This is a genomic window from Mesorhizobium sp. BR1-1-2 (assembly GCF_020165435.1).
Classification (GTDB): domain Bacteria; phylum Pseudomonadota; class Alphaproteobacteria; order Rhizobiales; family Rhizobiaceae; genus Mesorhizobium.
Genome location: NZ_JAIUID010000010.1, coordinates 155657 through 182414, shown reverse-complemented (window position 1 = coordinate 182414; position 26758 = coordinate 155657). Strand labels below are relative to the sequence as shown.

27 protein-coding genes are annotated in these 26758 nt (G+C 63.0%); 4 read left to right on the top strand and 23 right to left on the bottom strand.

Annotated features, from left to right (window positions below):
• The coding region (locus LB551_RS22005) for a TOBE-like domain-containing protein (RefSeq protein ID WP_224660453.1) at window positions 1–417 on the top strand (417 nt) is incomplete at its 5' end.
• Between the two features lie 224 nt (window positions 418–641).
• Here the strand turns inward: LB551_RS22005 and LB551_RS22000 are convergent.
• The 10 genes from LB551_RS22000 to LB551_RS21955 all read right to left on the bottom strand — a co-directional run bounded on the left by LB551_RS22000 (window position 642) and on the right by LB551_RS21955 (window position 8711).
• Window positions 642–1877, bottom strand: coding sequence for a UxaA family hydrolase (locus LB551_RS22000; RefSeq protein WP_140552358.1), 1236 nt, complete (start codon window positions 1875–1877; stop codon window positions 642–644).
• Window positions 1874–2170, bottom strand: coding sequence for a UxaA family hydrolase (locus LB551_RS21995; protein WP_224660452.1), 297 nt, complete (start codon window positions 2168–2170; stop codon window positions 1874–1876). The genes LB551_RS22000 and LB551_RS21995 overlap by 4 nt, the downstream gene beginning before the upstream one ends.
• A gap of 7 nt (window positions 2171–2177) precedes the next feature.
• Complete coding sequence (locus tag LB551_RS21990) at window positions 2178–2867, bottom strand: RraA family protein (RefSeq protein ID WP_224660451.1); 690 nt, start codon at window positions 2865–2867, stop codon at window positions 2178–2180.
• 28 nt (window positions 2868–2895) lie between these two features.
• Entirely contained in the window at window positions 2896–3657 is a 762-nt protein-coding gene (locus tag LB551_RS21985; RefSeq protein ID WP_224660450.1) for an SDR family NAD(P)-dependent oxidoreductase, read from the bottom strand.
• Window positions 3654–4685 (bottom strand): zinc-binding alcohol dehydrogenase family protein, encoded by a 1032-nt coding sequence (locus LB551_RS21980; protein WP_224660449.1) that lies wholly within the window; start codon window positions 4683–4685, stop codon window positions 3654–3656. The genes LB551_RS21985 and LB551_RS21980 overlap by 4 nt, the downstream gene beginning before the upstream one ends.
• Before the next feature lie 7 nt (window positions 4686–4692).
• Complete coding sequence (locus LB551_RS21975; protein ID WP_224660448.1) at window positions 4693–5802, bottom strand: enolase C-terminal domain-like protein; 1110 nt, start codon at window positions 5800–5802, stop codon at window positions 4693–4695.
• A gap of 70 nt (window positions 5803–5872) precedes the next feature.
• Window positions 5873–6649, bottom strand: coding sequence for a transporter substrate-binding domain-containing protein (locus tag LB551_RS21970; protein ID WP_224628347.1), 777 nt, complete (start codon window positions 6647–6649; stop codon window positions 5873–5875).
• A gap of 35 nt (window positions 6650–6684) precedes the next feature.
• Window positions 6685–7344, bottom strand: a complete 660-nt coding sequence (locus tag LB551_RS21965) for an amino acid ABC transporter permease (RefSeq protein WP_224660447.1) — start codon at window positions 7342–7344, stop codon at window positions 6685–6687.
• Window positions 7341–8012: an amino acid ABC transporter permease gene (locus LB551_RS21960; protein WP_224660446.1), complete on the bottom strand. Its 672-nt coding sequence runs from the start codon at window positions 8010–8012 to the stop codon at window positions 7341–7343. Before LB551_RS21960 ends, LB551_RS21965 begins: the two co-directional genes overlap by 4 nt.
• Before the next feature lie 15 nt (window positions 8013–8027).
• On the bottom strand, window positions 8028–8711 hold the full coding sequence (locus LB551_RS21955) for a GntR family transcriptional regulator (protein ID WP_224660445.1): 684 nt from the start codon (window positions 8709–8711) through the stop codon (window positions 8028–8030).
• A gap of 120 nt (window positions 8712–8831) precedes the next feature.
• On the opposite strand from LB551_RS21955, the gene LB551_RS21950 reads away from it, so the two are divergent.
• Window positions 8832–9578, top strand: a complete 747-nt coding sequence (locus tag LB551_RS21950) for an amino acid ABC transporter ATP-binding protein (RefSeq protein ID WP_224660444.1) — start codon at window positions 8832–8834, stop codon at window positions 9576–9578.
• A gap of 27 nt (window positions 9579–9605) precedes the next feature.
• The gene (locus LB551_RS21945; RefSeq protein WP_224660443.1) at window positions 9606–10724 is read left to right on the top strand and encodes a mandelate racemase/muconate lactonizing enzyme family protein; all 1119 of its coding nucleotides are present in this window, start codon (window positions 9606–9608) and stop codon (window positions 10722–10724) included.
• Window positions 10725–10763: 39 nt separating this feature from the next.
• Here LB551_RS21945 and LB551_RS21940 read toward each other — a convergent pair whose 3' ends face one another.
• The 13 genes from LB551_RS21940 to LB551_RS21880 all read right to left on the bottom strand — a co-directional run bounded on the left by LB551_RS21940 (window position 10764) and on the right by LB551_RS21880 (window position 25520).
• A complete protein-coding gene (locus LB551_RS21940; RefSeq protein ID WP_224660442.1) occupies window positions 10764–11657 on the bottom strand; it encodes a carbohydrate ABC transporter permease in 894 nt (297 codons plus the stop codon).
• Between the two features lies 1 nt (window position 11658).
• Window positions 11659–12558, bottom strand: a complete 900-nt coding sequence (locus LB551_RS21935; RefSeq protein WP_411908888.1) for a carbohydrate ABC transporter permease — start codon at window positions 12556–12558, stop codon at window positions 11659–11661.
• A gap of 142 nt (window positions 12559–12700) precedes the next feature.
• Entirely contained in the window at window positions 12701–14026 is a 1326-nt protein-coding gene (locus LB551_RS21930) for an ABC transporter substrate-binding protein (protein WP_140498408.1), read from the bottom strand.
• A gap of 38 nt (window positions 14027–14064) precedes the next feature.
• Window positions 14065–15147 (bottom strand): ABC transporter ATP-binding protein, encoded by a 1083-nt coding sequence (locus LB551_RS21925; protein ID WP_224660461.1) that lies wholly within the window; start codon window positions 15145–15147, stop codon window positions 14065–14067.
• A 227-nt stretch (window positions 15148–15374) separates the two neighbouring features.
• The gene (locus LB551_RS21920) at window positions 15375–16352 is read right to left on the bottom strand and encodes a branched-chain amino acid ABC transporter permease (protein ID WP_224660441.1); all 978 of its coding nucleotides are present in this window, start codon (window positions 16350–16352) and stop codon (window positions 15375–15377) included.
• Window position 16353: 1 nt separating this feature from the next.
• Window positions 16354–17241 (bottom strand): branched-chain amino acid ABC transporter permease, encoded by an 888-nt coding sequence (locus tag LB551_RS21915; protein ID WP_224660440.1) that lies wholly within the window; start codon window positions 17239–17241, stop codon window positions 16354–16356.
• Window positions 17242–17248: 7 nt separating this feature from the next.
• Window positions 17249–17953 (bottom strand): ABC transporter ATP-binding protein, encoded by a 705-nt coding sequence (locus tag LB551_RS21910; protein ID WP_224660439.1) that lies wholly within the window; start codon window positions 17951–17953, stop codon window positions 17249–17251.
• Complete coding sequence (locus LB551_RS21905; RefSeq protein WP_224660438.1) at window positions 17946–18746, bottom strand: ABC transporter ATP-binding protein; 801 nt, start codon at window positions 18744–18746, stop codon at window positions 17946–17948. The genes LB551_RS21910 and LB551_RS21905 overlap by 8 nt, the downstream gene beginning before the upstream one ends.
• Window positions 18743–19951, bottom strand: coding sequence for an ABC transporter substrate-binding protein (locus LB551_RS21900; RefSeq protein WP_140498402.1), 1209 nt, complete (start codon window positions 19949–19951; stop codon window positions 18743–18745). The genes LB551_RS21905 and LB551_RS21900 overlap by 4 nt, the downstream gene beginning before the upstream one ends.
• Window positions 19952–20189: 238 nt before the next feature.
• Window positions 20190–21299 carry an ABC transporter ATP-binding protein gene (locus LB551_RS21895; RefSeq protein ID WP_224660437.1) on the bottom strand — a complete coding sequence of 370 codons (1110 nt, stop codon included), beginning with the start codon at window positions 21297–21299 and terminating at the stop codon, window positions 20190–20192.
• 13 nt (window positions 21300–21312) lie between these two features.
• Window positions 21313–23523, bottom strand: a complete 2211-nt coding sequence (locus LB551_RS21890) for an ABC transporter permease (RefSeq protein WP_224660436.1) — start codon at window positions 23521–23523, stop codon at window positions 21313–21315.
• A 78-nt stretch (window positions 23524–23601) separates the two neighbouring features.
• Window positions 23602–24648, bottom strand: coding sequence for an ABC transporter substrate-binding protein (locus LB551_RS21885; protein ID WP_224660435.1), 1047 nt, complete (start codon window positions 24646–24648; stop codon window positions 23602–23604).
• Between the two features lie 35 nt (window positions 24649–24683).
• Window positions 24684–25520, bottom strand: coding sequence for an inositol monophosphatase family protein (locus LB551_RS21880; protein ID WP_224660434.1), 837 nt, complete (start codon window positions 25518–25520; stop codon window positions 24684–24686).
• 200 nt (window positions 25521–25720) lie between these two features.
• On the opposite strand from LB551_RS21880, the gene LB551_RS21875 reads away from it, so the two are divergent.
• Window positions 25721–26746 (top strand): substrate-binding domain-containing protein, encoded by a 1026-nt coding sequence (locus LB551_RS21875; protein ID WP_224660433.1) that lies wholly within the window; start codon window positions 25721–25723, stop codon window positions 26744–26746.
• The last annotated feature ends 12 nt before the right edge of the window (window positions 26747–26758 follow it).

Below are 26758 nucleotides of genomic sequence, written 5' to 3'. Positions count from 1 at the left end.
GTCAAGGTCGAGAATGGCGAGGTCTGGCTCGCCGATCGCCCGGTCGGGCTGTCGGCGCCGGACGCCGCCAGCGGCAATGCCACGCTGTACTTCCGCCCGCACGACGTCGAATTGCTGAGCGGCTGCTCCGGCTGCCTCGCCGGCACGGTGGTCGCCAGCCGCCGCGTCGCCGGCACCCGCCGGGTGGAACTCGAGATCGGCGGCGAACGCCAGCGCGTCGAAATCGAGCTGCCCGTCGACCATCCCGCCGCGCAGAAGAGCCGGGTAGCCTTCCGCCCGGGCCGCTGGAAGCTGTTTTTTTCCGACCAGGCAGGCAGCTCATTCGCGCCCCCGGAACAGAACCCTCGCCAAAACGAGAAGACGCTTCCCCCCGATATCAGGAAGCGGCGTATGGCTGACGCAGGCCCGCTGATTTGAATTGTCCGCATGGGGTGAGGCTGTTGCGAGCCGCCAGCCCAATGCTGGTTTGCCGCGACCCTTTCGCATGAATCCGTTTCGGCGTGCCGCGCTTCAAACAAACGAGTGAGCTTGTCGCCGGATTGTTCGGCCCGCCATGCATTGCTCCTGCGCTGGTCAAGGATCGCGCAGCTTCAGCACAGACGCAAACAGCGCTCGCAGGCACACTGCAAACGCCGGCAGCTTCAGCCTCGGTGACCAGCTCTTGGCTGTGCGCCCGGCAGACATGCGGGCCCGATCGGTTCGAAAGTCTTGTAGGTCAGGATGAATTCGCGGTGCCCGAGTTGTTCGGATTTCGTCGCATGGCCATTGGCGACAGCAAGAACCAGATTGAAGATTTCGTCGCCGACATCCGACAAGGTTGCGGCCCCTTCGAGGATACGTCCGGCATCGACGTCCATGTCGCCCGACAGGCGACGGTATGTTTCGGGATTGGCGCAGATCTTTATGACCGGCGCGACCGCCGACCCCGAGACCGAACCGCGGCCGGTGACGAACAGCGTGAGGTGACAACCGGAAGCGATGAGCTCCACGATCTCGGCATTGTCCGAGATGTTGGGGAAGCCAAAACGCACGTCCCCGTCTGGCACGACATCCATGAGGTAGAGCCCGCCGCTAGGAGGAATGTCGCCCGGCTTGATGAGGCCCGAAATCGGCGACGAGCCCGATTTGGCATAGGCACCCATCGATTTCTCCTCGATGGTGGATAGGCCGCCATCGGCGTTGCCCGGAGCGAAACTGCCATAGCCTAGCGTCGCGTAATACTGCGCTGCCTTTGCCACGGAGGCGCGCAGCTCGACGCCGAGTTCGGGCGTCACGGCGCGGCTCGCCATGATCTCTTCGCAGCCGATCAGCTCGCCGGTCTCCTCGAAAATACAGGCCGCTCCCGCACGGACCAGCCGATCGAAGGCAAGGCCGGCGGCGGGGTTGCCGGTCATGCCGCTGGTGCCGTCCGACCCGCCGCAGATCGTGCCGACGATGAGTTCACTCGCATCCATTGGCACTCGCGCGACCGCGCCCAGCTCTTGCAGGCGTTGCCCGACCCATTCGATGCCGTCGGAAATCGTCGACAATGTGCCGCCGTTTTCCTGGATCGTCAGCGTTGCCACGGGTCGCCCGCTTGCCTCGACGGTGCGGGCGAGCGAGAATTTGTTGAAGCTTTCGCATCCCAGTGACAGCAGCAGTACCGCGGCGACATTGGGATGCGTACACAGACGCTCCATCATCCGCTGCGCATAGGGATTGGGAAAGCAGCCTGGAAAGCCGATCAGATGCACGTCCCTGCCGCGGAAATGGGAGACGATTTCGCGACCGACATGATGCGCGCACTCTACCAGATAGGCCACGACCACAATGTTGCGGATGCCCTTGCGACCGTCCGGCCTGAGGTAGCCGAGGATGGTGGGCTGTTCGCCGGTCATGATCCGGTCTCCGCTATTACGTGCGTTTTGGTGTAGTCGCTCTTCAGATTGTGAATATGGACGTGCTCGCCAGGTCCCATCGACTGCGTCGCCGAGCCGATCGGGACGCCGTATTTGACGACCTTCACTCCCGAGGCGATCGGCAGCCGCGCCAGCTTGTGGCCGAGCTCCACGGCCTTGACCAGAATGTGCGGCTCGCCGCCGACGATGATGGTTTCACCAGCTTCGATGCGCCGGCAGGCGACCAGCACATTGTCTTGGTTGCAGAGCAGGAGCAGACGAGGATCGTCCATCGCCGGCTCACATGACGCCGAAGGTACGGAAGGCTTCGCAGGCGCTCATGCCGCCGCGGATCGCGGTTGCGACCTTATTCTCGGTGCTGACCTTCTCGAGCGCGCGCTCGATCGCTTCCTTTTCCGCCTCGCGCGGGATCACAAGCACGCCCTCGCGGTCGCCGAAGATCAGGTCGCCGGGCGTTACCAGGATGCCTTCGATCTCGATTGGGCAGCCATAGTCGATCACCTTGCCTCGCGGGCCCTGGTCCTGGGCATAGATGCCGCGCGAGAAGACCGAAAAGCCAAGCTTTTCGATTTCCCAGGAGTCGCGGATATACCCGTTGAGGACGGCGCCGGCAGCCTTCAGCTTCTGGGCCCTGGTGGACATCAGCCCGCCCCACAGCGCGTAGCGGAAGGAGGAGCCGCTGGCGATATAGACATCGTTCTCCGTCAGGCTGTCCAGCGCTTCCATCATGAGGCCGAACGGCTTGTTCGCGAGCGGACCGCGCGCATCCGGCGAACCGCCGGAAAACACGTCTGCCTCCAGCACCGGCATCGCGCGGCCGATGACTTTCATCTCCGGCTGCAACGGCGCGATCCCGGCCGGCAGGAACTGCCGGCGGTGGCCCATTACATCAAGCACGTCGCCGACAACGGCCGTGAAGAGTTGCTTGCGGATGACTTCGAAGATCGCCTTGTCAGTATCGGTCGTCATCTGTTTTCTCCCTCGAAAAACTATAGTGTCAGAAGCCGTGCAGCGCGCCGCCGTCGACCACCAGTATATGGCCGGTCACATAGGCCGAGGCGCGTGAGGCGAGATATGTCATGGCCCAGCCGATGTCGGCGCCCTCGCCGAAACGACCCATGGGAATGCGGCTGTTGATCTTGCGCGCCCTTTCCGGATCGGCTGCGGTGGCCTGGCGTAGAAGCGCGGTGTCGATCCAGCCTGGTGCCACACCGTTGACGCGCACCCCGCTAGGCGCAAGTTCGGTCGCCAGCGCCCTCACCATGCCGACATAGGCGGCTTTCGCGGCCGAATAGCCGATGACGTTGGGAATGCCGAGGAAGGAGCTCATCGAGGCGGTGAAAAGAATGCTGCCCTTTGCTTCCGTCACCTGCGGCAGGAAGGCGCGCGAGAGGGCGAAGGCGCCGCCGACATGGACGTTCAGCACCGAATTGAAGTTCTCGACGCTCATCTCGCCGAGCGGCTTCTTGACCGTGTTGCCGGCATTGTTGACGAGGATCGAGACGCGTCCGAATTTTTTTGCCACGTCGCTGGCGAAACCCGTGGCACCGGCAGTGTCGGTCACGTCGAAGACATGGCTCGTGGCGGAAGGCCCCAGCGTCTCGCAGGCGGAAGCGAGCTTCGCGGCGTTGGTGCCGACGATCGTCACCCTGGCGCCGGCTTCGACGAAACAGGTGGCGATCGCAAGGCCGAGGCCGCTTCCGCCGCCGGTCACCAGCGCATGCTGCCCCTCCAGCCCGAAGACATCCTTGATGCTCATGCGTCTTCCTTCGCTTCGATCCGGATCACGATCTTGGTGAAGCCTCCGGGGTTCTTATCCCAGGCTTGCATGGCCGCACCGGCTTCCTCGATTGGCACGACGCGTGAGACGATGCGGTCGCCGGCGTCCCGATGTTGCTTCAGATAGCCGATGACGTCGTGGAAATCGGCGATCTCGGAGCCGCGTGACCCGCGGATATCCATCTCCTTGAGCAGGAAGAACTTGGTGTCATAGGCGATCTTGTTCTTGGCGTAGCCGACATAGACGACGCGGCCGCAGGACGCCACGAGATCGATCGCCTGCCGAAAGGTCGCATCCGCGCCGACCGCCTCGATGACGACCTGCGGACCGTCCCCATTGGTCAGTTCCAGGACCTCCGCCAGGACATCTTCGCGCGACGCATCGATGATGTCAGCGGCGCCGAGCGCCTTGGCAATGGCGAGTTTGTCGGAGCTAAGGTCCACTGCGATCACGCGTGAGCCCCGCCTGACAGCGCCGAGCAAGGCGCCGAGCCCGATGACGCCGCAGCCCAGTATAACGACGGTTTCTCCAGCCGAAAGCTCGGAGCGGCGGACGGCATGGAATCCGACGGCAAGCGGCTCGATCAGCGCGAGGTCCCGCTGGCGCATGCCCTCGACCGGAATGACCTTGCCCGCGGGAACGACGATGATCGAGGCCATCGCGCCCTCGCGCTGGACGCCCATCGTCCGGTTGTCCTTGCAGGCGTTCGGCCTGCCAAGGCGGCAGGCATGGCACTTGCCGCAATTGAAATAGGGAAGAATGGTCACGGACTGGCCGACCGCAAGCGCGCTGACGCCGTCGCCGAGCGCCGAGATGGTGCCGGAGATTTCATGGCCCAGGACGCGCGGGTAGGAGATCAGCGGATTGAGGCCGCGAAACGACGTCAGGTCGGAACCGCAATACCCGACATACTCCATCCGCACCGCGACTTCGCCCGGGCCGGGTTTTGGTTCGGGCAATTCGACCAGCGAGATCTTGCCGGGTTCCTCGAGGCAAACAGCTTTCATCTGGCGCTCAGACCTCACAGATCGTGCTGTTGTCGATGGCGTCCCAGTCGATCTCGATGCCGAGGCCGGGGGCTGACGGCGGCGTTGCGTAGCCGTCCTTGATCGGCAGCGGCTGTTTGAGGCCGAAGGCGAAGTTCTCCATCGGATAGAGCACTTCGAAGAAGTCGCAGTTCTTGATCGCCGCGGCGCAATGCAGGTTGACGACCTCCATCGGGTGAAAGATGGCGGTATGGATCTCGCAATTGACGCCGAAGGCTTCAGCGAGGCGGGCCGTCTTCATGACGCCCGTGACGCCGCCCGTCCAGGAAACGTCTGCCCGAACGCGATCGACGACACGCGTCGAGATGCATTCGGCGATGCTGTAAGGGTGCTTCGCAAGGACTTCCGTCCCGACGAGCGGGATTTCGAGGGTGCGGGCGAGCTCCCGCAGCGAATGAACGTCCTCGTCGTATAAAGGCTCTTCCAGCCAGTAGAAGTCGAGCCGTTCCAGTTCGCGGCCGAAGCGGATCGACTGCTCGAGATTGAACATCGAGACGGGGTCCGACATCAGCGTGAAATCCGGCCCGACGGCGGCGCGGACCTGGCGGTGGACGTCGATGTCGTAGTCGAGGTCGAGTCCCGGTGTATGGAGCTTGTAGGCCCGCAACCCTTCGGCCTTGGCGCGCAGCGCCTCGTTCACATAGTCCTGCGGCCCCGACAGGATCATCGAGCTGCCATAGACCGGCACGCTTTCGCGGAAGGCGCCAAGATATTTATAGAGAGGCTGCCCGGCGGCGGTGGCCGACAGCAGCCAGAGGCAGGTGTCGAACGGTCCGTAGGCATAGATCGGCAAATGGCCCCACCAGCGGTCGGCGACCCGGAAATCGTGCCATGCCTTTTCCCGGTCGAGCGGGTCGCGGCCGATGAAGAACGGACGCAGCGTGTCGGCGATCAGCCTGCCGGCGCCCGCCGCCGAACGACCGGCGAACCCGAAGGCGGTTGCCTCGAGCCCGGTGTCCGTCGTCATGGTGACGGTGAGAAATTCGAACTTCGCGAAATCCCCGGTTCGAAACGCGCTGGCGGCAAAATCGCCTGGTTTGCGCTGGCAGCAGCGCACCTTCACATCCGTGATTTTCATGGAAAAACCTTCGATAAACCGATCGCAGCGGCGTGTGTGGATCCGGGGGAGCCCCGGATCCAGGTCATTCTCAGAAGCGGGGCAGGTCGACTTCGACACCCATCCATTTTTTCTGCAGGGCCTGCAGCTCACCTGTCGACTGGAGCATGAAGAGTTCGGTATTAAGCCAGTGCAGGAAGTCCGGGTCGTTGCGGCGCAGGCCTATGCCCATCGGCGCCTGCGCCACGACGAACTGCTTCTTGAGGTTCGGGTCGTGCTCCTCGACGGCGCGGGCAAGCGCTCCGCTGGTCACGATGCCTTCGACCTGGCCTGCGAACAGCGCCTGGGATGTCGACGCGTCATCGTCATAGCGCTGGATCTGTGCGCCTTCGACGGCCTTTTTGGTCATCACGATGTCGTTCGTGCTGGCCCGCGTCACGCCGATCTTCCTGCCGGCCAGATCCTCGATCTTGGTGATCGGCTGGTCGGCGGGACCGACATAGACCTGCTGGTCGACATAGTAGGTGTTGGTGAACGCGATGGCCTTGGCGCGCTCGGCGGTGATCGAGAACGAATAGATCACGATGTCGAGCTTGCCCGAAGTCAGGTTCGGGATGCGGTTGGCTGCCGTGGTGTCGACGATGTTGACCTTGACGCCGAGATCGCGGGCGATTGCCTTTGCCACGGACACGTCATAGCCGTCGGGCTGCATGCTGCTGTCCATCAGGCCATAAGGCGGCGTTCCAAGGCCGACGCCGACATTGATCGTGCCGCGCTGCACGATGGCGTCCAGCGTGCTCTCGGCCTTTGCGGGCAACATCATCGCCAGCATGGCGGCGAGCCCGACAGCAAGTCTCTTCAGTAGCATGATACTTTCCTCCCTGGTGTGATGAACCGGAATCTTCAGTTGGCTGCCTGGTGCAGGCGGCGCTCCAGGCGGCGGCTGGTATGGGACAGTATGGAGCAGATGCAGAAGTAGATGGCCGCGACCGTCAGATAGACGGGCAGCGGCTGGAACGTGGCGCTGGAGACGATCTGTCCTGCTCTCGTCAGTTCGATGAAGCCGACGACCGAAGCAAGCGCGGTGTTCTTGACGACCTGAACGGAGAAGCCGACCGTCGGAGGAATGGCGACGCGAAGCGCCTGCGGGATGATGACGTCGGTCATCGTGTGCCGCCAGCCAAGCGCCAGCACGAACGACGCCTCCCATTGCCCCTTGCTGATCGACTGGATCGACCCGCGCCAGATCTCGCCGAGGAACGCGCTGCTGTAGAGCGTAAATCCAAGGCCGGCCGCGTAGATCGCCGGAAGGTCATAGCCGAGATTGGCGACGCCGAAATAGGCGATGAAGAGAATGACGAGCAGGGGCGTTCCCTGGATGACATAGATATAGGCCCGTGCGATCCAACGCAGCCAGGCGAAACGGGAGAGGCGCATGAGGGCGATAATCGATCCGCCGATGGCGCCGCCTGCAAGCGCAATTCCCGAGAGGACGACCGTCCACGTCGCACATTGCAGCAGAAACCCGACATGATGGAGATTGAATGTCTGGAACATCGTCATCGCCCTGCAAAGCGGAAGGAGAAGAGGGCACGGTCAATCAGCGCGAAGACGCCTTTGAATGCAGCCGTCAGGACAAGGTAGATAGCCGCGACCACGAGATAGGCTTCCAGGCTTCGGAAGGTCAGGCCCTGCACATCATTGGCGACGCCGGTCAGTTCCGGGACGGAGATGACGGAAACGACGCTGGAGGCCAGCATGATCAGGATGAACTGACTGGTCAGTGCCGGGAAGATCGCTGAAATCGCTGGCAGCAGAACGACATAGCGGAAGGTGAGATACGGTGACATGCCAAGCGTGTGCGCCGCCTCACGCTGTCCCTTGCCGATCGTCTGGATGCCGGCACGGACGATCTCGGTGATATAGGCGCCCGCGTAGAGCGTCAGGGAGAGGATGGCCGCCGTCACTTCGGAAATGCGGATGCCGACCGAGGGCAGGCCGAAATAGATGATGTAGATCTGCACCAGAAACGGCGTGTTGCGGATGATTTCCACATAGGCGGCCGCCATTGAGGAGAGGACTTTCGAACTCGAAAGTCTCATCAGGGCGCCGACGATGCCGACGCACATGCCCAGAACCAGCGCGGCGGCCGACAGGCTTACGGTCAGCATGGCGGCGTGCACGAACAGGTCGCCGCGCGCGAATGTCCCCGAAAAATCTAGATACTCCACACTCGTCCCCGGTCTTTAAACAAGGTTCGGTTCGATCGCTCGCGCAAGGACTTTCACCTGGCGCAAGGTGTTCTGCCGGCTTCTCTCGAGATGTCGCTGAAGCGCCGCGAGGATTTGGCTTTTCTTGCCGGCGACGATCGCATCGAGAATATCCTGGTGCTCCTCGACCGAGCGGCTGTAGTCGCCTGGAATCGAGACGAAGACCGTATGCGTCTGGCCGACGATGCGGGAATGGGCCTCGGAGATCATCGGTATTCCCGCGGCGCCGACGAGCGAACTGTGGAAGGCGCGGTCATGGGAGAGCGCCTTGGCCAGGTCGTCGAGTGACGACCCCTTGGCAAAGCGCCTGTGGTTTTCCAGGCTGTCCTGGAGCTTCACCCGCAGAGCCTCATCGAGCCGCCCTGCGTCGAAGGCTGCTTCCACGGCCCCTTTCTCGAGCAGTGTCCTGGCCGCGTATAGTTCCTCGACGGCTTCCTCGTTGAAGCTGCGGACCACCATGCCGCGCCGCGAGGAATTGACGAGAAGCCCGTCCGCCTCCAGCCGCAGGCAGGCTTCCTTGACAGGCGTGGGACTGATGCCCAGTTCCGCCGCCAATTCGTTTGGCAACAGGCGCTGCCCGCCTGCCAGCCTGCCGCCGACAATCCGCGACCGCAACTCCTGATAGGCCTGCTCGGCCAATGTTGTCTTGATCATGCTCATGGCCCAAGCATCGATCAGGTTCCGGTCCGGCGCAACAGAAAAATTAAAAATAGAAAATTTTTTATTTTCGGATTTCCATCTTTCGGGTTACAAGCCAGACCTCGCAATAAGGAGGAGTTCATGGACGCCAACGGCAGCGCCTTTGTGAAACTGCGCGATGCGGTGAAAATGTTCGGCGGGTTTCAGGCGCTCGATCACGTCAGCCTTGAGGTGGCGAAGGGCGAAAAGATTGTCGTCTGCGGGCCGTCGGGCTCAGGCAAGTCGACCTTGATCCGCTGCATCAACGGCTTGGAAGACCTGCAGCAAGGCTCGGTGGAAATCGACGGCAAACCGCTGGTCGAGAAGTCCCATGGACGTATGGTTCCGCGCCAGGACATCGGCATGGTGTTCCAGCAGTTCAACCTCTTCCCGCATCTCAAGGTGATCGAGAACTGTACGCTGGCGCCGGTCCGCGTGCTCGGAAAATCCCGCAAGGACGCTTCGGAGAGAGCGCTGGAGATGTTGCACAAGGTACGGATCGCAGATCAGGCGGACAAGTATCCGTCCCAGCTTTCCGGAGGCCAGCAGCAGCGCGTCGCGATCGCCCGCGCGCTCTGCATGCAGCCCAAGATCATGCTCTTCGATGAACCGACCTCGGCTCTCGATCCGGAAATGGTCAAGGAAGTGCTCGACACCATGGTCTCGCTGGCATCCGAAGGCATGACGATGATCTGCGTGACGCACGAAATGGGCTTCGCCAGCCAGGTGGCCGACCGGGTCGTGTTCATGGACAAGGGTCGGATACTCGAGGAGGCCACGCCGAAGGAGTTCTTCGCAGCCCCGAAGCATCAGCGTGCACGCGAATTCCTCTCACAGCTCCTTCATTGACAAATTCATATCCGCCAAGGGTCATAGATGAAAATCGCCTCCGTCCGCCCGTTTATTCTTCATCTTCCACTCACCTCCGACTCCATTTCGGACTCGACCCACAGCATTACCCATTGGGGTGTCGTGGGTACGAAGATCGTCACCACGGATGGGCTGGAAGGTTATGGCTTCACCGGCACGCATGCCCATCTGGCCTCCGACCGGCTGATAACGTCCTGCATCGGTGAGTGTTACGCGCCGCTTCTGTTGGGCGAGGACGCCTCGGACCATCAGCGTCTATGGACCAGGCTTGCGCGCCATCCTTCGCTTCAATGGGTCGGCCGGGCCGGCATCACGCATCTGGCGCTGGCCGCAATCGATATCGCGTTGTGGGATCTGAAGGCGAAACGGGCGGGCCTACCGCTGTGGAGTTATCTCGGTGGCGCGCGCACCGATGCCCTGGAGGCTTACAATACCGATATCGGCTGGATTTCGTTCGATCTGGACACGTTGCTGCGCGGTTCCGCGAAAGCCGTCGAGGAGGATGGATTCACGCGCATCAAGATCAAGGTCGGCCATGACGACCCAAATGTCGACGTCGAGCGCCTGGCGGCTGTGCGCAAACGTGTCGGATCAAGGATCCGGATCGCGATCGACGGCAACGGCAAGTGGGATCTTCCGACCTGCCAGCGATTCTGCGCGCTGGCGCGCGACCTCGACATCTACTGGTTCGAGGAGCCGCTCTGGTATGACGATGTCGCCAGCCACGCGACGCTCGCGCGCAATACGTCGATCCCGATCGCGCTCGGCGAGCAGCTCTACACGATCGACGCGTTCCGCTCCTTTGTCGATGCAGGAGCCGTCGCTTACGTCCAGCCGGACGTCACGCGGCTCGGAGGAATAACCGAATACATCCAGGTCGCGGACCTGGCACTGGCGCATCGGCTTCCCGTCGTTCCGCATGCAGGCGAGATGAGCCAGGTGCATGTGCATCTGAGCTACTGGCACCCTGCATCCACGATCCTCGAATACATCCCTTGGATCAAGGATCACTTCGAGGAGCCGATCCGCGTCGAAGGCGGCATCTACAAACGGCCCGAACGGGCCGGTGCGAGCACGACCGTCCTGGCCGAAAGCTTTGCCCGCTACGGCAAAAGCCTGGGCTAGAGCAATTCCAGGAAAAGCGCCCGCGGCATCGGGACGGCGCTATTCCTTCACCGCGCCGGTCATCGAGGAGACGTAGTGCTCGACGAAGAACGAATAAAGCACGACGACCGGCAGGGATCCGATCAGCGCGCCCGCCATCAGGGCACCCCACTCATAGACGTCGGAGCGGACGAGTTCGGTGAGCACCCCGACCGGCACGGTCTTGTTTTCGGACGACTGAATGAACGTCAAGGCATAGATGAATTCGTTCCATGACAGGGTGAATGCGAATATGCCCGCCGAGATCAGGCCAGGCACCGACAGGGGCAGCACGATCTTGCTCAGGATCTGCCAGCGGCTTGCCCCGTCTATGAGCGCGCATTCTTCCAGTTCGAAGGGGATGGAGCGGAAGTAACCCATCAGCAGCCAGGTGCAGAAGGGGATCAGGAAGGTCGGGTAGGTGAGGATGAGCGCGAAGGGTGTGTCGTAAAGCCCGAGGTTGAACACCATCACCGATAAGGGAATGAACAATATCGAGGGCGGCACGAGATAGGCGAGGAACACCGCGAGGCCGACCTGCCGTGCCCCGGAGAACCGCAGCCGCTCGATCGCATAGGCCGCGAAAACCGACGCCACCAGCGACAGGAAAGTGGCGGCGGTCGAGATGATGATCGTGTTGAGTAGCCAGCCCGGATAGGACGTCTCGAAGAGAAGATAGCGGATGTGCTCCAACGTCGGATGCACGACCCAAAGCGGGTTGAAATTGGCATAGTCGGTCATTTCGACATTGGGCTTAACCGCTGTGATCGTCATCCAGTAGAACGGGAACAAGAGCACGATGACGAACACGAGCAGGGGGAGATAGACCGTCACCACACGACGCGGCACGCTCTGCAAATAGCCCATGCCGCCTTCGTCGAGCTGCGGCTGTTTTGTCTTCTTGGTCGCAGCCATGTCAGTCTCCGCCCCCCTGTTGCCATTTGCGGCGCTGCAAGCCGAAATAACTGAACAGGATCGCGGCAAGGAGGAATGGGATCATCGCGACCGCGATCGCGGCGCCCTCGCCGAGCTGGCCGCCCGAAATGCCGCGCTGGAACGACAGCGTCGCCATCAGATGGGTGGCATTTACCGGTCCGCCGCGGGTCAGCACATAGATCAGCTGGAAATCCGTGAAGGTGAACAGCACCGAGAACGTCATGGTGATGGCGATGATGGGGGTGAGCAGCGGCAGTGTCACATGGCGAAACAATTGCCAGCGGTTGGCGCCATCGAGCGTGGCGGCCTCGTAAAGCGACTGGGGGATCGTCTGCAAGCCGGCAAGCAGCGTGATGGCCACGAAAGGGATGCCGCGCCAGACATTGGCCGCGATCACCGAAGCGCGTGCGTTCTGCGGATCACCGAGGAAATTGATGCGGTGGTCGATCAGGCCCATCTGCTGGAGCGCCCAGGACAGGATCGAGAACTGCGAATCGTAAATCCACCAGAAGGCGATTGCCGAGAGCACCGTCGGCACCACCCACGGCAGCAGGACAATCGCGCGGAAGAACGATTTGAAGGGAAGGTTCTGGTTGAGGATGAGCGCCAGCCAGAGGCCGAGCGCGAATTTCAGGATCGAGGCGCTGACGGTGTAGAGCAGGGTATTGAAGACGGCGAGCCAGAAGACGGCGTCGCTCCACAGATATTCATAGTTCTCGATGCCGATGAAGATGCCGGGACGGCCGATGCGGGCATCGGTGAAGCCGAGCCAGACGCCAAGCCCGAGCGGATAGGTCAGGAAGACAAGCAGCAATGCCGCCGCCGGCAGCATGAAGCCGAAGCCAAGCGCGTTCCTGCTCTCGGCCAGGCGCGACAGCATCGAGGAACGCGGCTGAGCGGCGACGGACGGCACGGCCATGGGCGGGCTCCCTGCAAGGTCTCGTTGATCGGTCTGGCGGCCCCCCGCGCTTCCGGAGGGTCCGATAGCGCGGGGCAGAGCCGCCAGGCTCAGCTGGCATGGATCAAACGCGGTAATACCGGTTTGCGCGCTTCTCCGCCTCTTCCATTGCCTCTTGGGGCGTGGCCTGTCCCGTGACGGCCTTGGCGAACATGTCGACCAGGACATAGTCGGCCATGGTCGCCGCGGAGGCATAGCCGAGCGGCCCGGCATAGCCATTGGGCCGCAGCGTCGCCGAAGCCTTGGCATAAGCGGCATTGTTCGGATCGGCTGTCCACACGGGATTGTTGTCGAACGCCTTGAGCGTCTGGCAGCAGTAACCCGCCGAGGAGGTGATCCAGTCCGGCATTTGCGGGTCCTCGAACATGAATTGCAGATAGGCTTTGGCCGCGTTGGGGTAGGGCGTGTAGTCGAAGATGACGGCCGTGGTCACCTGGAACAGTTCGACGGATTTGCCGACAGGGCCGATCGGCAGGTTGGTGGTGCGTATGTCCTTGGCCATTTCCGCCAGCTTCGGATCATTGTCCTTGTTGATCTTGGCCGTGTTGTAGGCGGAAATGCCATTGGCGATCACACTGAGTTCGCCAGCCAGGAAGGCGCGATTGTTGTTGACGTCGAGCCAGCTTTCGGTGCCTGGAATAAAAGTCTTGTAGAGTTCCTGCGCGTATTCGATCGCCTTGAGGGTCTCGGGGCTGTTGATCGTCACCTTGCCGCTCTCGTCGACCATCTGGCCGCCATGGCTCCACAGCAGCCAGTGCGCATAGTTGTTGCCGTCGCCGACACCATGGCCGTGCGTGAAGCCGGCCGGATGCCCCTTCGCCTGCAGGGCCTTGCAAAGTTCGAGGAAGCCTTTCGTGTCCTTGGGGAACTCCGAAAAGCCGGCCTCTTTTACCCAGCTTTCCCGATAGACGATGGCATTTCCGATGGTGGCCAGCGGCAGGCCGATGAATTTACCTTCCCGCGTTGCATATTGCTTTGGTCCGTCGTGCCAGCCGCCGTATTTCGACCCCAGATACTCGCCCAGTTCCGTCACGTCATGCAGCTTGTCGGGATACTGATGCGGGTCGTCGAACCAGACGAACATCAGATCCGGACCTGAACCGACATTGGCGGCGACCGCTGCCTTGGGGCGAATGTCTTCCCAGCTTTCCTTGTCGACACGCACCTCCACGCCCGTCGCTTCGGTGAACCGCTTGGTGTTTTTCAGCCACTGGTCCTCGTCGCCCTGCACGAAAGGCGACCAGCGCAGAAGCCTGAGCTTCGCACCGTCCTCCGGCTTGTACTTCAGGCCTTCCTGGGCGAATGCCGGGGAGCCGGCGAACCGGCTTCCCAAAACGCCAGCAGCGGCGCCGGCCGTCGTGCGGATCACATCACGTCTGGTGAATTTCATGCTCGTTCCTCCTGTTTGTTTCTCTTGCCCTTTGGCCTCTACAGCTTGCTGCGCGTTTGAAGCCGCTGCCCGGTTTCGCCGTGGAAGAGATGAATGAGCCCGGGTTCGGCGGTGAGCCGGATGGTTTCGCCCGGCGTGAAGGAATGACGTTCCCGGAAGTTGGCCACGATCTCTTCACCTCCGGCTGTCCGGCCGATGAGCTGTACCTCCGACCCGGTCGGCTCGATGACCGCGATGGTGACCGCAATGCCCTGATCGGACAGCCGCAAATGCTCGGGGCGTATACCCAGCACCACCGGCTCGCCGCCTTTGACGGACGATGCTGCGTCCAACGGCACGGAAATTCCGCCGGCGCCCCGAAAGGACGGCGACCCGTCCGTCGCGATTTCGCCCCGCAGCAAGTTCATGGCGGGCGAGCCGATGAAACTGGCGACGAAGAGATTGTCCGGCCTGTCATAGAGTTCCAGCGGCGGCCCGATCTGCTCGACGATGCCGTCATGCATGACCACAATCTTGTCTGCCATGGTCATGGCTTCGATCTGGTCGTGGGTAACGTAGACCGTCGTGGTTTTCAGGCGCTGGTGCAGTTCCTTGATCTCGGCGCGCATCTGCACCCTGAGCTTGGCGTCAAGATTGGACAGCGGCTCGTCGAACAGGAAAACCGCCGGATCGCGCACGATCGCCCGCCCCATGGCAACCCGCTGGCGTTGTCCGCCGGACAGCTGGCGGGGATAGCGCGCCAGCAGCGGCACGAGCCCCAGAATCTCCGCAGCGCGCTGAACGCCGGCGCCGCTCTCAGCCTTCGAAACGCCCTTGAGCATGAGCGAGAACGCCATATTCTCGGCGACGGTCATATGCGGGTACAGCGCATAGTTCTGGAAAACCATGGCGACGTCGCGTTCCTTCGGCGCAACGTTGTTGACGACACGCTCGCCAATCGCGATCTGGCCCCGCGAAATCTTTTCCAGGCCCGCGATCATCCTGAGCAGGGTTGATTTCCCGCAACCCGACGGCCCGACCAGCGTGACGAATTCGCCGTCGTCGATGTTCACGCTGACGCCGTGCAGAACCTCGGTGGTCCCGAATGATTTGTAAACCTCGCTAATCGCGACAGACGCCATCGATCCTCCTCCCGAACGATTCCCGCGACGTCTTCGAAGGAACCGCTGACCTCTTCCGGCGACGGCCTCCAACCTCCATGTGGTCACGCGACACGGCGACGGTAGCGCTACCAAACCTGCCTGTAAAGCAGGCGCTTCGATAAACATCCAGGCTGCATTCCCGGTTGCTCACTGGACTGCCCACCACATGGCTGGAGACAGCAGGGAGATCGGCCACGGGATGAAGATCAACCACTTGCACCGTCCGCCGGCCTGGGCAGCCGCGCATGGAATTCGCCGACGATGCCGCGCCGGAAGACAAGCACGCAGACCATGAATATCAGGCCGGTGGCGATGGTCACCGGAAAGCCTGAGGTGGCGAGTGTGTTTTCAAGGCCGACGACGAAGCCGGCGCCGACGACCGGCCCGACCATGGTACCGATGCCGCCAAGCAGCGACATCAGGATCACCTCGCCCGACATCTGCCATGTCACGTCGGTCAGCGTCGCGAACTGGAACACGATTGCCTTGACCGCGCCGGCAAGCCCGGCTAGCGCGGCCGACATGACGAAAGCGGCGAGTTTATACCGGGCGACGGAATAGCCGAGCGAGATGGCGCGGTTCTCGTTCTCGCGGATCGAGCGCAGGATCATGCCGAAGGGCGAGTTGACGATCCGCCAAATCGCTAAGACGCCGATCAGGAAGATGGCCAGCACGACATAGTACATGTTGACCGTGGCGTTCAAATCGATGATGCCGAAGAGGTTGCCGCGCGGAACGCCCTGGATGCCATCCTCGCCTTGCGTGAACGGTGCCTGCACGCAGAAGAAGAAGAACATCTGCGCCAGCGCCAGCGTGATCATGGCGAAATAGATGCCTTGCCGGCGGATGGCAAAGAAGCCCATAACCAGACCGAGCAGCGCCGCGCCGGCGGTACCCAGCAGAATGCCTGCCTCCGGCGGCCAGCCCCAGACCTTGACGGCATGCGCGCAGAAATAGGCTGCGCCGCCGAAGAAGGTCGCGTGGCCGAAGGACAGCAGGCCGGTGTAGCCGAGTAACAGGTTGAAGGCGCAGGCAAACAGCGCAAAGCACAGCATCTTCATGAGGAAGAACGGGTAGACGAAGAACGGCGCTGCGATGAGCGCCAATACCGCCAGCGCCACCAGGGCCCGTTCCAGCCGCACGGAGGCCGCGGCGCGCTTTTCGAGAACCGTCAATTCGCTCATCTCAGACGTCCCTTCCGAACAGGCCGGCCGGCCGCAGCAGAAGCACGATCGCCATGATGACGAAGACGACAAGGTTCGACGCCTCGGGATAGAACACCTTGGTCAGGCCCTCGGCGAGGCCGAGCATGTAGCCGGTGACGATGGCGCCCAGGATCGAGCCCATGCCGCCGACCACGACGACGGCGAAGACGACGATGATCAGATCCGATCCCATCAGCGGACTGACCTGGTAGACGGGAGCAGCCAGGATTCCGGCAAGCCCGGCAAGTGCGGCGCCCAGTCCGTAGGTGAGTGTCAAAAGCAGTGGCACGTTGACGCCGAAAGCCTGGACCAGTTCTGGATTTTCGGTCGCGGCGCGCAGATAGGAACCAAGCCTGGTCTTCTCGATCAAAAGCCATGTGCCCAGGCAGACGAGAAGCGATGCCAGCACCACCCAGCCGCGATAGTTGGGCAGGAACATGAAGCCGAGATTGGTGCCGCCCGCAAGCAGCGCCGGCACGGCATAGGGATTTCCCGAGACGCCGTAATAATAGCGGAAGACGCCCTCGATGACCAAGGCCAGGCCGAAGGTGAAGAGCAGGCCGTAGAGAGGGTCGAGTTGGTAGAGCCGCGAGAGCGCTGCACGCTCGACCACAATGCCGAACAGCCCGACGGCGAGTGGCACCAGGATCAGCGCCGGCCAATAGCCGATGCCGAGATGGACAAGCAGCAGATAGCCGATGAAGGCGCCCAGCATGTAGAGCGCGCCGTGGGCAAAATTGATGATGCGCAGGAGGCCGAAGATGACGGCGAGGCCAAGGCTCAGCATCGCGTAGAAGGAACCGTTGATCAGCCCGACCAGCAACTGCCCCAGAAAGGCCTGGATGGGGATGCCGAAGATCATCGTCATGGCGCCATCATACTCCGAGCACCTCGTGCAGTTGAGCGTCGTGGGCGGCCAGTTCGCCGACAGGAAACCCGCTCAGCACCTTGCCGTGCTCCATCAGGTAGAAGCGGTCGGCAATGCGGGCGGCGAAACGGAAATTCTGCTCCACGAGCAGGATCGTCATGCCGCGCTTCTTTAACGTCGCAAGCAATTCGCCGATGCGCTGCACGATGACCGGCGCCAGGCCCTCGGTAGGCTCGTCGAGGAGCAGCATCCGGACGCCCGTCCTCAGGATGCGGGCGATCGCCAGCATCTGCTGCTCGCCGCCGGACAGCCTGGTGCCCGGGCTGTTGCGGCGCTCCTTCAGGTTGGGGAAGAGGTCGAAGATCTCTTCGACGCTCATGCCGCCCTTGGCCACCACCGGCGGCAGGATCAGGTTCTCGTCGACTGTCAGCGTGGCGAAGATGCCGCGCTCCTCGGGAACGAAACCGATGCCTTGGTGGGCGACACGGTGCAAGGGCAGGCCGATCAAATCGTTGCCGTTGAAGACGACACTGCCGGTGCGCTTGCGGATCAGCCCCATGATGGCGCGCAGCGTCGTGGTCTTGCCGACGCCGTTGCGGCCAAGCAGCGTCACGGTTTCGCCGCGGAACACATCGAGGTCGACGCCGTGCAGCGCGTGGCCCTCGCCGTACCAGGCATGGAGATCGCGCACGGCAAGCAGCGGCTCACTCATGCTCGGTTCCCATATAGGCTATCCGGACGCGTTCATCCTGGCTGACCGTCGGATAGTCGCCGGCGGCGAGCACCTTGCCGCGCTGCATCACGGTGATCCAGTCGCAAAGATCGGCAACGACGGTCAGATTGTGCTCCACCATGAGCACGGCCCGATCGCGGGCCAAGGCGCGGATGATCCCGGAGATCATGCTGACATCCTCGTGCCCCATGCCGGCCATCGGCTCGTCGAGCAGCAGCACCTTTGGATCGAGCGCCAGCGTGGTGGCGATCTCGAGCACGCGCTTGCGGCCATAGGAGAGATCGCCGGCGAGCCGGTGCGCCGCGTCGTCGAGGCCGACCGTGCAGAGAAGCTCGCGCGCCCGCGGCGTCAGCTGGTCGAGCGCCGAAAGCGGACGCCAGAACTGGAAGCCCAGCCCGCCTGGCCGCTGCAGCGCGACACGCACATTGTCGAGCACGCTCAGATGCGGAAAGATCGCCGATATCTGGAACGAGCGCACGAGGCCCATCCGCGCCACCTTGGCCGGCGGTGTCCGGGTAATGTCGGTGCCGAGCAGTTCGATCGTGCCGCTGGTCGGCTGCAGGAACTTGGTCAAAAGGTTGAAGATCGTCGTCTTGCCCGCGCCGTTGGGTCCGATCAAGGCGTGAATCCTGCCGTGGTGAACGTCGAGATCGACATCCTTTACCGCGACGAACCCGGCGAAATCGCGCCTGAGGCCGCGGGCGGAAAGCACCACCCGCGGCACGTTTCCATCGCCGTCAGGCCTGACGGCCGCGGCGGCTGCGGTCGTCACTTGCTGACGAGCGGACAGCCGCTATCGGTGGCCTTCATGAACGCCTGGTCGCCCGGAATGGTCGCAAGATAGGTGTAGTAGTCCCAATCCTTCTTGCTCTCCTCGGGCTTCTTGACCTGATAGAGGTACATGTCGTGCACCATGGAGCCGTCGGCCTGCACCTTGCCATTGGCGGTGAAGACGTCGTTGACCGGCATCGAATGCAATTCCTTGGCCACCGCTTCGGTTTCGTCTGTGCCGGCCTTGTCGATGGCCTTGAGATACTGCGACACCGCCGAATAGGTGCCGGCCTGGATCATGTTCGGCATCCTGCCGGTGCGTTTGAAGAAGCGGTTGGCGAACTCGCGGCTCTTGTCGTCGCGATCCCAGTAATAGCCTTCGGTCAGCACGACGCCCTGGGCCGCCTGCAGGCCGAGGCCATGCACTTCGGCCAGCGTGAACAGAAGGGCCGCGAGCCGCTGGCCGCCGGCGACGATGCCGAATTCGGCCGCCTGCTTGATCGAGTTGGAAGTGTCGAGACCGGCATTGGCAAGGCCGACGATCTTGGCGCCGGAGGATTGCGCCTGCAGCAGGAAGGATGAGTAGTCGGTCGAGCCGAGCGGATAGCGCACTTCACCAAGCACCTTGCCGCCGCGATCCTTGACGAGCTTGGCGGTCTGCTCCTCGAGCGAATAGCCGAAGGCGTAGTCGACTGTGATGAAATACCAGCTGTCGCCGCCTTGCTGCACCAGGGCACCGCCTGTGCCGACGGCCTGGGAATGGGTGTCGTAGGCCCAATGGAAACCGTAGGGCGAGCACTGCTTGCCGGTCAGGTCGGTCGCGGCCGCGCCGGTGACGATGTCGATCTTCTTTTTTTCCTTGGAAAGTCCCTGCACGGCGAGCGCCACCGAGGAGGTGGTCAGTTCCATTATGGCGTCGACCTGCTCGGTGTCGTACCACTGGCGCGCGATGTTGGAGGCGATGTCCGGCTTGTTCTGGTGGTCGGCGCTGATGACCTCGATAGGCGCATTCTGGACCTTGCCGCCGAAATCCTCGACAGCCATCTTGGCCGCCTCGACCGACCATTTGCCGCCGAAATCGGCATAGACACCCGACTGGTCGTTGAGGATGCCGATCTTGACCTTGCCGTCGGAAATTTCGGCTGCTGCCGCTGGCATCGCGGTCCCCACAAGCAGCGCGGCTGAGATGAGATAGGATGCTTTCACTGGTATTTCCTCCCTTGTGGCCACTGTCGAAAACGCCCATTGCGGCCCTGTGACGGCTTCGAGTGCACCGTCTGGTCCCGCGTGAAGAATACGTCCTGTGCTCGCCACAGTTCCAAAGTGCCAGAACACATGGTCACAAGCGCACATTCGGAATGCACAGAGATTGGTAACATCGACATGGAACGTCGAGAACCACTATTTTCGTATCAGGCGCACCGGTGCCGGTGTGCGCTGCTGGCTAGGACTTGTCGCGCGCTATGAGCACGATCTTTGCCGGATCGAAATCGACCGCGACGACGCTGCCTTCCGGCAGGGCGGGTGTGACGATCGGCGACGTCGCAAACAGCTCCACCGCCGGATCGTTTATCGCGACGCGGTATTCCATGTGGTCGCCGAGATAAGAACTCTTGACCACGCGCCCTCTCATACCGCCGGCTGCCGGCTGGCCGGCGACGAGGCGTACGGCATTCGGCCGGACGGCCAGCACCGCCGGCCCCGGCGCGATTCCGCGATGCGGCATGTCGAGCCGCAGCGGCCCGACCTTTACCTCGGCATTGGTCCCGTTGTTGGCGAGAACCTCGACATCGAGCAGGTTGGCGTCGCCCATGAAGTCGGCGATGAAAGGGCTCGTGGGTTCGTTGTAGAGGTCGCGCGGGGTCCCGTCCTGGGCGACGCGGGCCGCGTTCATGACGATGATGCGATCGGACACGGCGAGCGCCTCCTCCTGGTCATGCGTCACATAGACCACGGTCAGCGCGAGATCCTGCTGCAGACCGCGGATTTCATCGCGCACGCGCCGGCGCAGCTTGGCATCGAGATTGGACAGCGGCTCGTCGAACAAAAGCACCTTCGGCTCCAGCACGATGGCGCGCGCCACGGCCACGCGCTGCTGCTGGCCGCCCGAAAGTTCGCTCGGCTGGCGCTTCTCGTAGCCGGACAGGCCGACCTGTGCCAGCTTCTCGGCGGCGCGCCCTGCGGCCTCGCCCTTGCCGAGCCCCGTCGCCCGCAGGCCGTAGCTGACATTTTCCATGACGTTCATGTGCGGGAACAGCGCATAGGACTGGAAGACCATGCTGACGTCGCGTTCGGCGGCTGACAGTAACGTGACGTCCTTGCCGTCGATGATGATGCGCCCGTGGCTTGCGTGCTCCAGCCCGGCAATCAGCCTGAGCGTCGTCGTCTTGCCGCAGCCGGAGGGGCCGAGCAGCGTCACCAGGCTGGCCGGTGCGATGTCGAAGCTGACATTGTCGACGGCAGTGACGGCGCCGTATTTCTTGGTGACGCCCTCGAAACGCACTGCCGGTCTGTCCATCACGCCGGGGGCAGCGTTCTTCGCCGTTTGATCCATACGCTTCTCCCGATCAGATTGGTGCCACGACGGCTTGCGCTTCGGCCCGGCGCCGGCCAAGCCGGCGTTCCCCGACCAGCAGCTGGATGCCGATCAGAATGATCATCATGACGACGATCAGCACCGCCGAATAGACGATGGCGATGCCGTATTCGCCGACATCGGCTCGCCCGACAATGTAGACGGTGGCGAGATTGAAGCGGCCGGTCGCCAGGAAGATGACGGCGCTGACCGCGGTCACCGCACGCACGAAACTGTAGATCATCGCTGTCACGATAGCCGGCTTCAGGATCGGCAGGATCACCCGCCGCAAGGTGGCGAAGGAACGCGCCCCCAGTGTCAGCGATGCCTCGTCCAGGCTCTTGTCGATCTGGCCAAGATTGGCGAGGCCTGCACGGATCGCCACCGGCATGTTGCGGAAGATGAACGAGATGACGATGATCAGTCCGGTGCCGGTCAACTGCACCGGCGGCACGTTGAAGGCGAGGATATAGCTGACGCCGACGACCGTGCCGGGAATGGCAAAGCTCATCATGGCGAGGAATTCGAACATCGTGCGCCCGGCGAAATGCTGCCGGTCGAGCAGATAGGCGGTCAGGATGCCGAGCGCGGCGGTGAACGGCATCGCCACCAGCGCAAGGCCGATGGTCATCAGCAGCGACGGCCAGGCCGACCCGCTCAGGAACCAGCCATTGACGCCTTTCTCGACGGAGAAAGCGGTGAGGAAATATTCGAGCGTCGGCGTGTTGTCGCGGCCGATCGATTGCACGAAGCCGCCGCCCAGGATGATACCATAGACCACGACGGTCAGAAGCAGCCAGGGAATGACGGCGGCGTAGCAGCCGATGCGCAAGCCCTTGGGCAGCGTGGCCGGAACACCGCCATCGCCCTTGCCCGCGACGGTGACGTAGCTGCGGCTGCCGATCCAGCGGCGCTGGATGACGAAAGCGGCGAGTGTGAATCCCAGAAGCACGATCGCCAACACCGCCGCACGGCCTTGATCATGCGCAGCGCCCACGACCGCAAAAAAGATGTCCGTCGACAGCACGTTGAAGTTGCCGCCCAGCACCAGCGGGTTGGCAAAGTCGGCCATGCTCTCGATGAACGAGATCAGGAAGGCGCTGGCCAGCCCCGGGCGGATCAGCGGCCAGGTGATTGTGCTGAAAGTGCGCCAACGGCTGGCGCGCAAGGTCTGCGAGGCCTCTTCCATGCTCGGGCTGACGCCCTGCAGCACGCCGGCCAGGACCAGGAAGGCGATCGGCGTGAAGGCCAGCACTTGCGCGATGGTGATGCCGGCCATGCCGTAGATCCAGCGGCTGCGCGGAATACCGAGATGTTCGGACAAAAGGTTGGTGACGATGCCGGCCCGACCGAACAACAGGATCAGCGCCAGGCCGATGACGAAAGGCGGCGTGATGATCGGCAGGATGGAGAGGCCGCGCAGCAGCCATTTCGCCGGCAGCCTGGTGCGCAGCGCAATCAGCGCCAGCGCCAGGCCCAGCGCTGTGCAGAAGAATCCGACCAGCACCGCGATCGCCACTGTATTCCACGCCACGCCGCAGGAACCGTCGCCGTAGAGGCAGCGCAGGCTCCAGATGTTGGCACTGAACAGCTTTTCGGCAAACAGGGCCGGCACGATATTGCCGTCATTGTCCTCGATGGCGGAGGCGAGGATCGACAACAGCGGATAAGCCACGAACAGGATCAGCGAAGCGATCACGATCAACAGCGAGCCGACGACAAACCGGTCGCCCTTGCACCAGCCACGCGCCGCTAGCGCCTCGGCGATGAACATCAGCATCGCCACCGCGTACAGCACGGCGCCCCAGCCGAGCCCCGGCTGCACCGGCCCCGGCGTACTGGCAAGATGCCCGAGCCAGACAAATCCCCAACCCGAATGGATGATGGAAAAACCCTCGATCGCCAGCCAGCCGAGGCCGGCTGCGCCCGCCACTGCCAGGCCGGGGAGGTCCCGGCGCGCGACGAGCCAGCTTGCCAGGAGAAGTGGCAGGATCAAGGGAAGCAGCCAGAGTCGGCCGTTCAGCGACAGCAGGATGGCTGGTGCCGCCTCCGCCGGACGCGCCAGCCAGTCAAAGGAAAGGAAGCCGCCTTCGACTTTGTACCATGGCAGCACAATGAAGCTCGCCCATGCCAACGCCAGCCATCCGGCGGCACTGCGCCCGGGGAGATCATTGGCCATGGGATAGGGCGAAGCCCGCGCCATTCGACATCTTCCTTCGGTATGGTCGGGGTTGCACCGGCTGCCTCGCAGGCAGCCGGCGGATCGGCCGTACGGACCAGATCAGCCGCCGTTGCGGACCTCATCGGTGAATTTCTTCAACAGCCGCTTGCGCTCCGCTGACGATCCGTATTTGGCGAAGTCGTAGTCGATCAGCTTGATCTTGCTGAGGTCCGGCGCCTCGGGCGGCACCGGGGTGCCGGTGTTCGACGGGATCTGGTAGCTGCCGTTCGGAGCCGCCAGTTTCTGCGCGTCTGGCGTCAGCGCCCAGTCGTAGAATTTCTGCGCCTCGTCGATATGCTTGGCCCCGGCAACAATGCTCATCGACCCGATCTCGAAGCCGGTGCCTTCACAGGGCGAGACCACCTTGACAGCCGGATTCTGCTTGGCGGCGTTGATGACGTCGTGCTGGAAGGAAATGCCGACCAGCGTCTCGCCCTTGCCCACGGCGAGCGCGGGCGCGGCGCCCGCCTTGGTGTATTCAGCGATGTTCTTGTTGAGCTGCTTGAGATAGTCGAAAGCCTTGTCCTCGCCCATCAGCTGCACGATTGTCGCCAGCATCGTCCAGGCAGTGCCCGAGGAATTGGGGTCGGCCATCTCGATCTCGCCCTGGAAATCGGGCTTGACCAAATCTGCCCAGCAGGCCGGCGCCGTCAGGCCGCGCTGTTTCAGGTCTTCCTCGTTGTAGCCGTAGCCAAGCGCGCCGAGATAGATGCCGACGGTGCGGTTCTTGGCCCGTTCGGCCTGCCTCAGCGCCCAGTCGCGCAGGTTCGCCAACTGCGGCGACTTGTATTCCTGGGTGAGACCTTCTTCCGCCGCCTGAAGATGCGGGTCGCCGGTACCACCCCACCAGATATCGGCTTGCGGATTGTCCTTCTCGGCCCGCAGGCGCGCGTAGATCTCGCCGGCGCTCATGCGGGTCATGTCGACGCTGACGCCGGTTTCCTTCTGGTAGGTCGTGGCCATGGCCCGGCACCAGGCCTCGTCGACGCCGCAATACATCACGAGGCTGCGATCCGCCGCATGGGCGCCGCCGGCCAGCCCGAAAATGGCCAGCACCGCAAGGCCAAGCCATGTCCTGCCTTGTCTACGATCAAATGGACCTTTCATCGATAATTCCTCCCTTTTATGCTCTTTGGAATTGATTATTCGTCGTCCAACGGCACTCCGATCACCTGGGACAATCTCGCCGCCACACCCGGCGCCGCAGCAAGCACCGGATTGCCCTTCGCCATGCCGCCGCCGTCGAGAAAGCGGTTCACGCGCCCGCCGGCTTCCTCGACCAGCAGCAAGCCAGCCAGACAGTCCCATGCATTGATATGAAGCTCGGCATAGGCGTCCGAGCGGCCATCGGCCACATAGGCAAGGCCCAGCGCCCCCGAACCGGAGCGGCGTACATTGGCGCCCAGCGACCAGACCAGGGCCACCTTGTCCAGGTAGTCCCGGTTGGGAATCCGCGGCGACCAGCCGAACTCCACGGAGGCGCGGTCGAAGGCCTGCGTGCGCGAAACACGGATCGCCGCGCCGTTGCGCGTTGCACCGTGCCCGCGGCGGGCAAAATAGACCTCCCCGATGGCCGGATTGGCAATCCCGCCGATCTCGCTGCGGCCGTCCTGGACGAAGGCGATCGAAACGCAGAAATGCGGAATGCCGCGCATGAAATTCGCCGTACCGTCGATCGGGTCGACGACCCACATTCGATCAGAGCCGCCGCTGCCGCCGGTTTCTTCGCCCAAGAACCCGTCCTCGGGAAAGACCGCGGCCAACGTCGTGCGGATGTGGTGCTCGACCTTGCCGTCGGTCTCGGTCAGGAAATCCTGCGGCCCCTTCATCTCCACAGGCTGCGCGGCGTCGATTTGGCTGTAGCCCTGCATCGCCATGTTTCCCGACGACAGGAGCAGTTGCCGGCAAACATCGGCGCGCCTGTCGAGTTCGGCTTCGGACATCCGGCTCGCTTTCGGCTGCACCGCTACGCTGTTCATGCTGTTCGTCCAGGCAATGGCAGCTCCGATGCGGTCTGCGAAGAAATGGGCAAGGTAGCCTCCGGCACCGGTTTCATGCACGGCTGTGCAAAGCTGTTTCATTTACGCATGCGTGTCAAGGGTGGCGGTGACACCTGCGACTGGCTTGCGCTATGCTGCACGTGCGTGCAAGGAATCGGCGAACGCCAGTGGGAGTGTGCATGACGACGCCAAGAGGCCGTATTGGCTTTTCCAGTGCCCAGCAGGTCGCGGACCTTGCCGGCGTTTCGCGTTCGGCCGTGTCACGCACCTTCACGCCCGGCGCCAGCGTTTCGGAAGAAACCCGCGAGCGGGTGCTGCTGGCGGCCGAGCAGCTCGGCTATCACGTCAACCATCTGGCGCGCGGCCTGATGCGGGCATCGACGGGCATCGTCTGCCTTGTCGTCGCCGATGGCGACACGCCCTATCAGGCCCGTATCCTGCGGGCGCTGACACAGCATTTGAGGGATGCCGGCAAAGTGGCCATGGTATTCAACACGTCTGGCCCCAGCCACCATGTCGACCAGGCGTTGCGCAACACGCTGAACTATCGTGCCGATGCGACGATCGTTCTGTCCGGCACGCCGCCGCAGGAGCTGATCCGAACCTGCCTCGAGAACGGGCAGCGCCTGATCCTGATCAATCGCGACGACCGGTTCGACGGGCCGCATAACATCGGCGTCGACAACGCCGCCGCCGCCGAGGCGGCACTTCACGCCTTTCTTCGTGCCGGTTGCACCAGGCCTGCCCTGGTGACGTCGGCAGCCGGCACGCCCAGTCTGGTGGCGCGCGAGACGGCGTTTCTTGCCGCGGCGCGCAAGGAAGGGCTGGAGGTGATCCAGTGGCGTGAGGGCCGCACGGGTTATGCGACCGGGGCAGAAGGCGCAAGGCGCCTGCTGTCGGGCCGGCAGCGACCGGACGCGGCATTCTGTGTGACCGACCTGATCGCCTGCGGTTTTCTGGACGCGGCGCGCCACGAGTTCGGCCTCGACGTCCCGCGCGATCTCTGCGTCGCCGGCTTCGACGACATCGAGCAGGCTGACTGGGCTTCCTACCGGCTGACGACCTTTGCGCCGCCGATTGAGGAGATTGCCACGCACGCCGTGCGACTGGCCACCGGTTCGCGCGAGGAAGCCGGTGCCGGCAGCCGCCTGACCTGCCACGCGCCAATGGTCTGGCGCGGCACTGTGAGGCCGGGTCGGGGCTGATGCCGGTCGGTG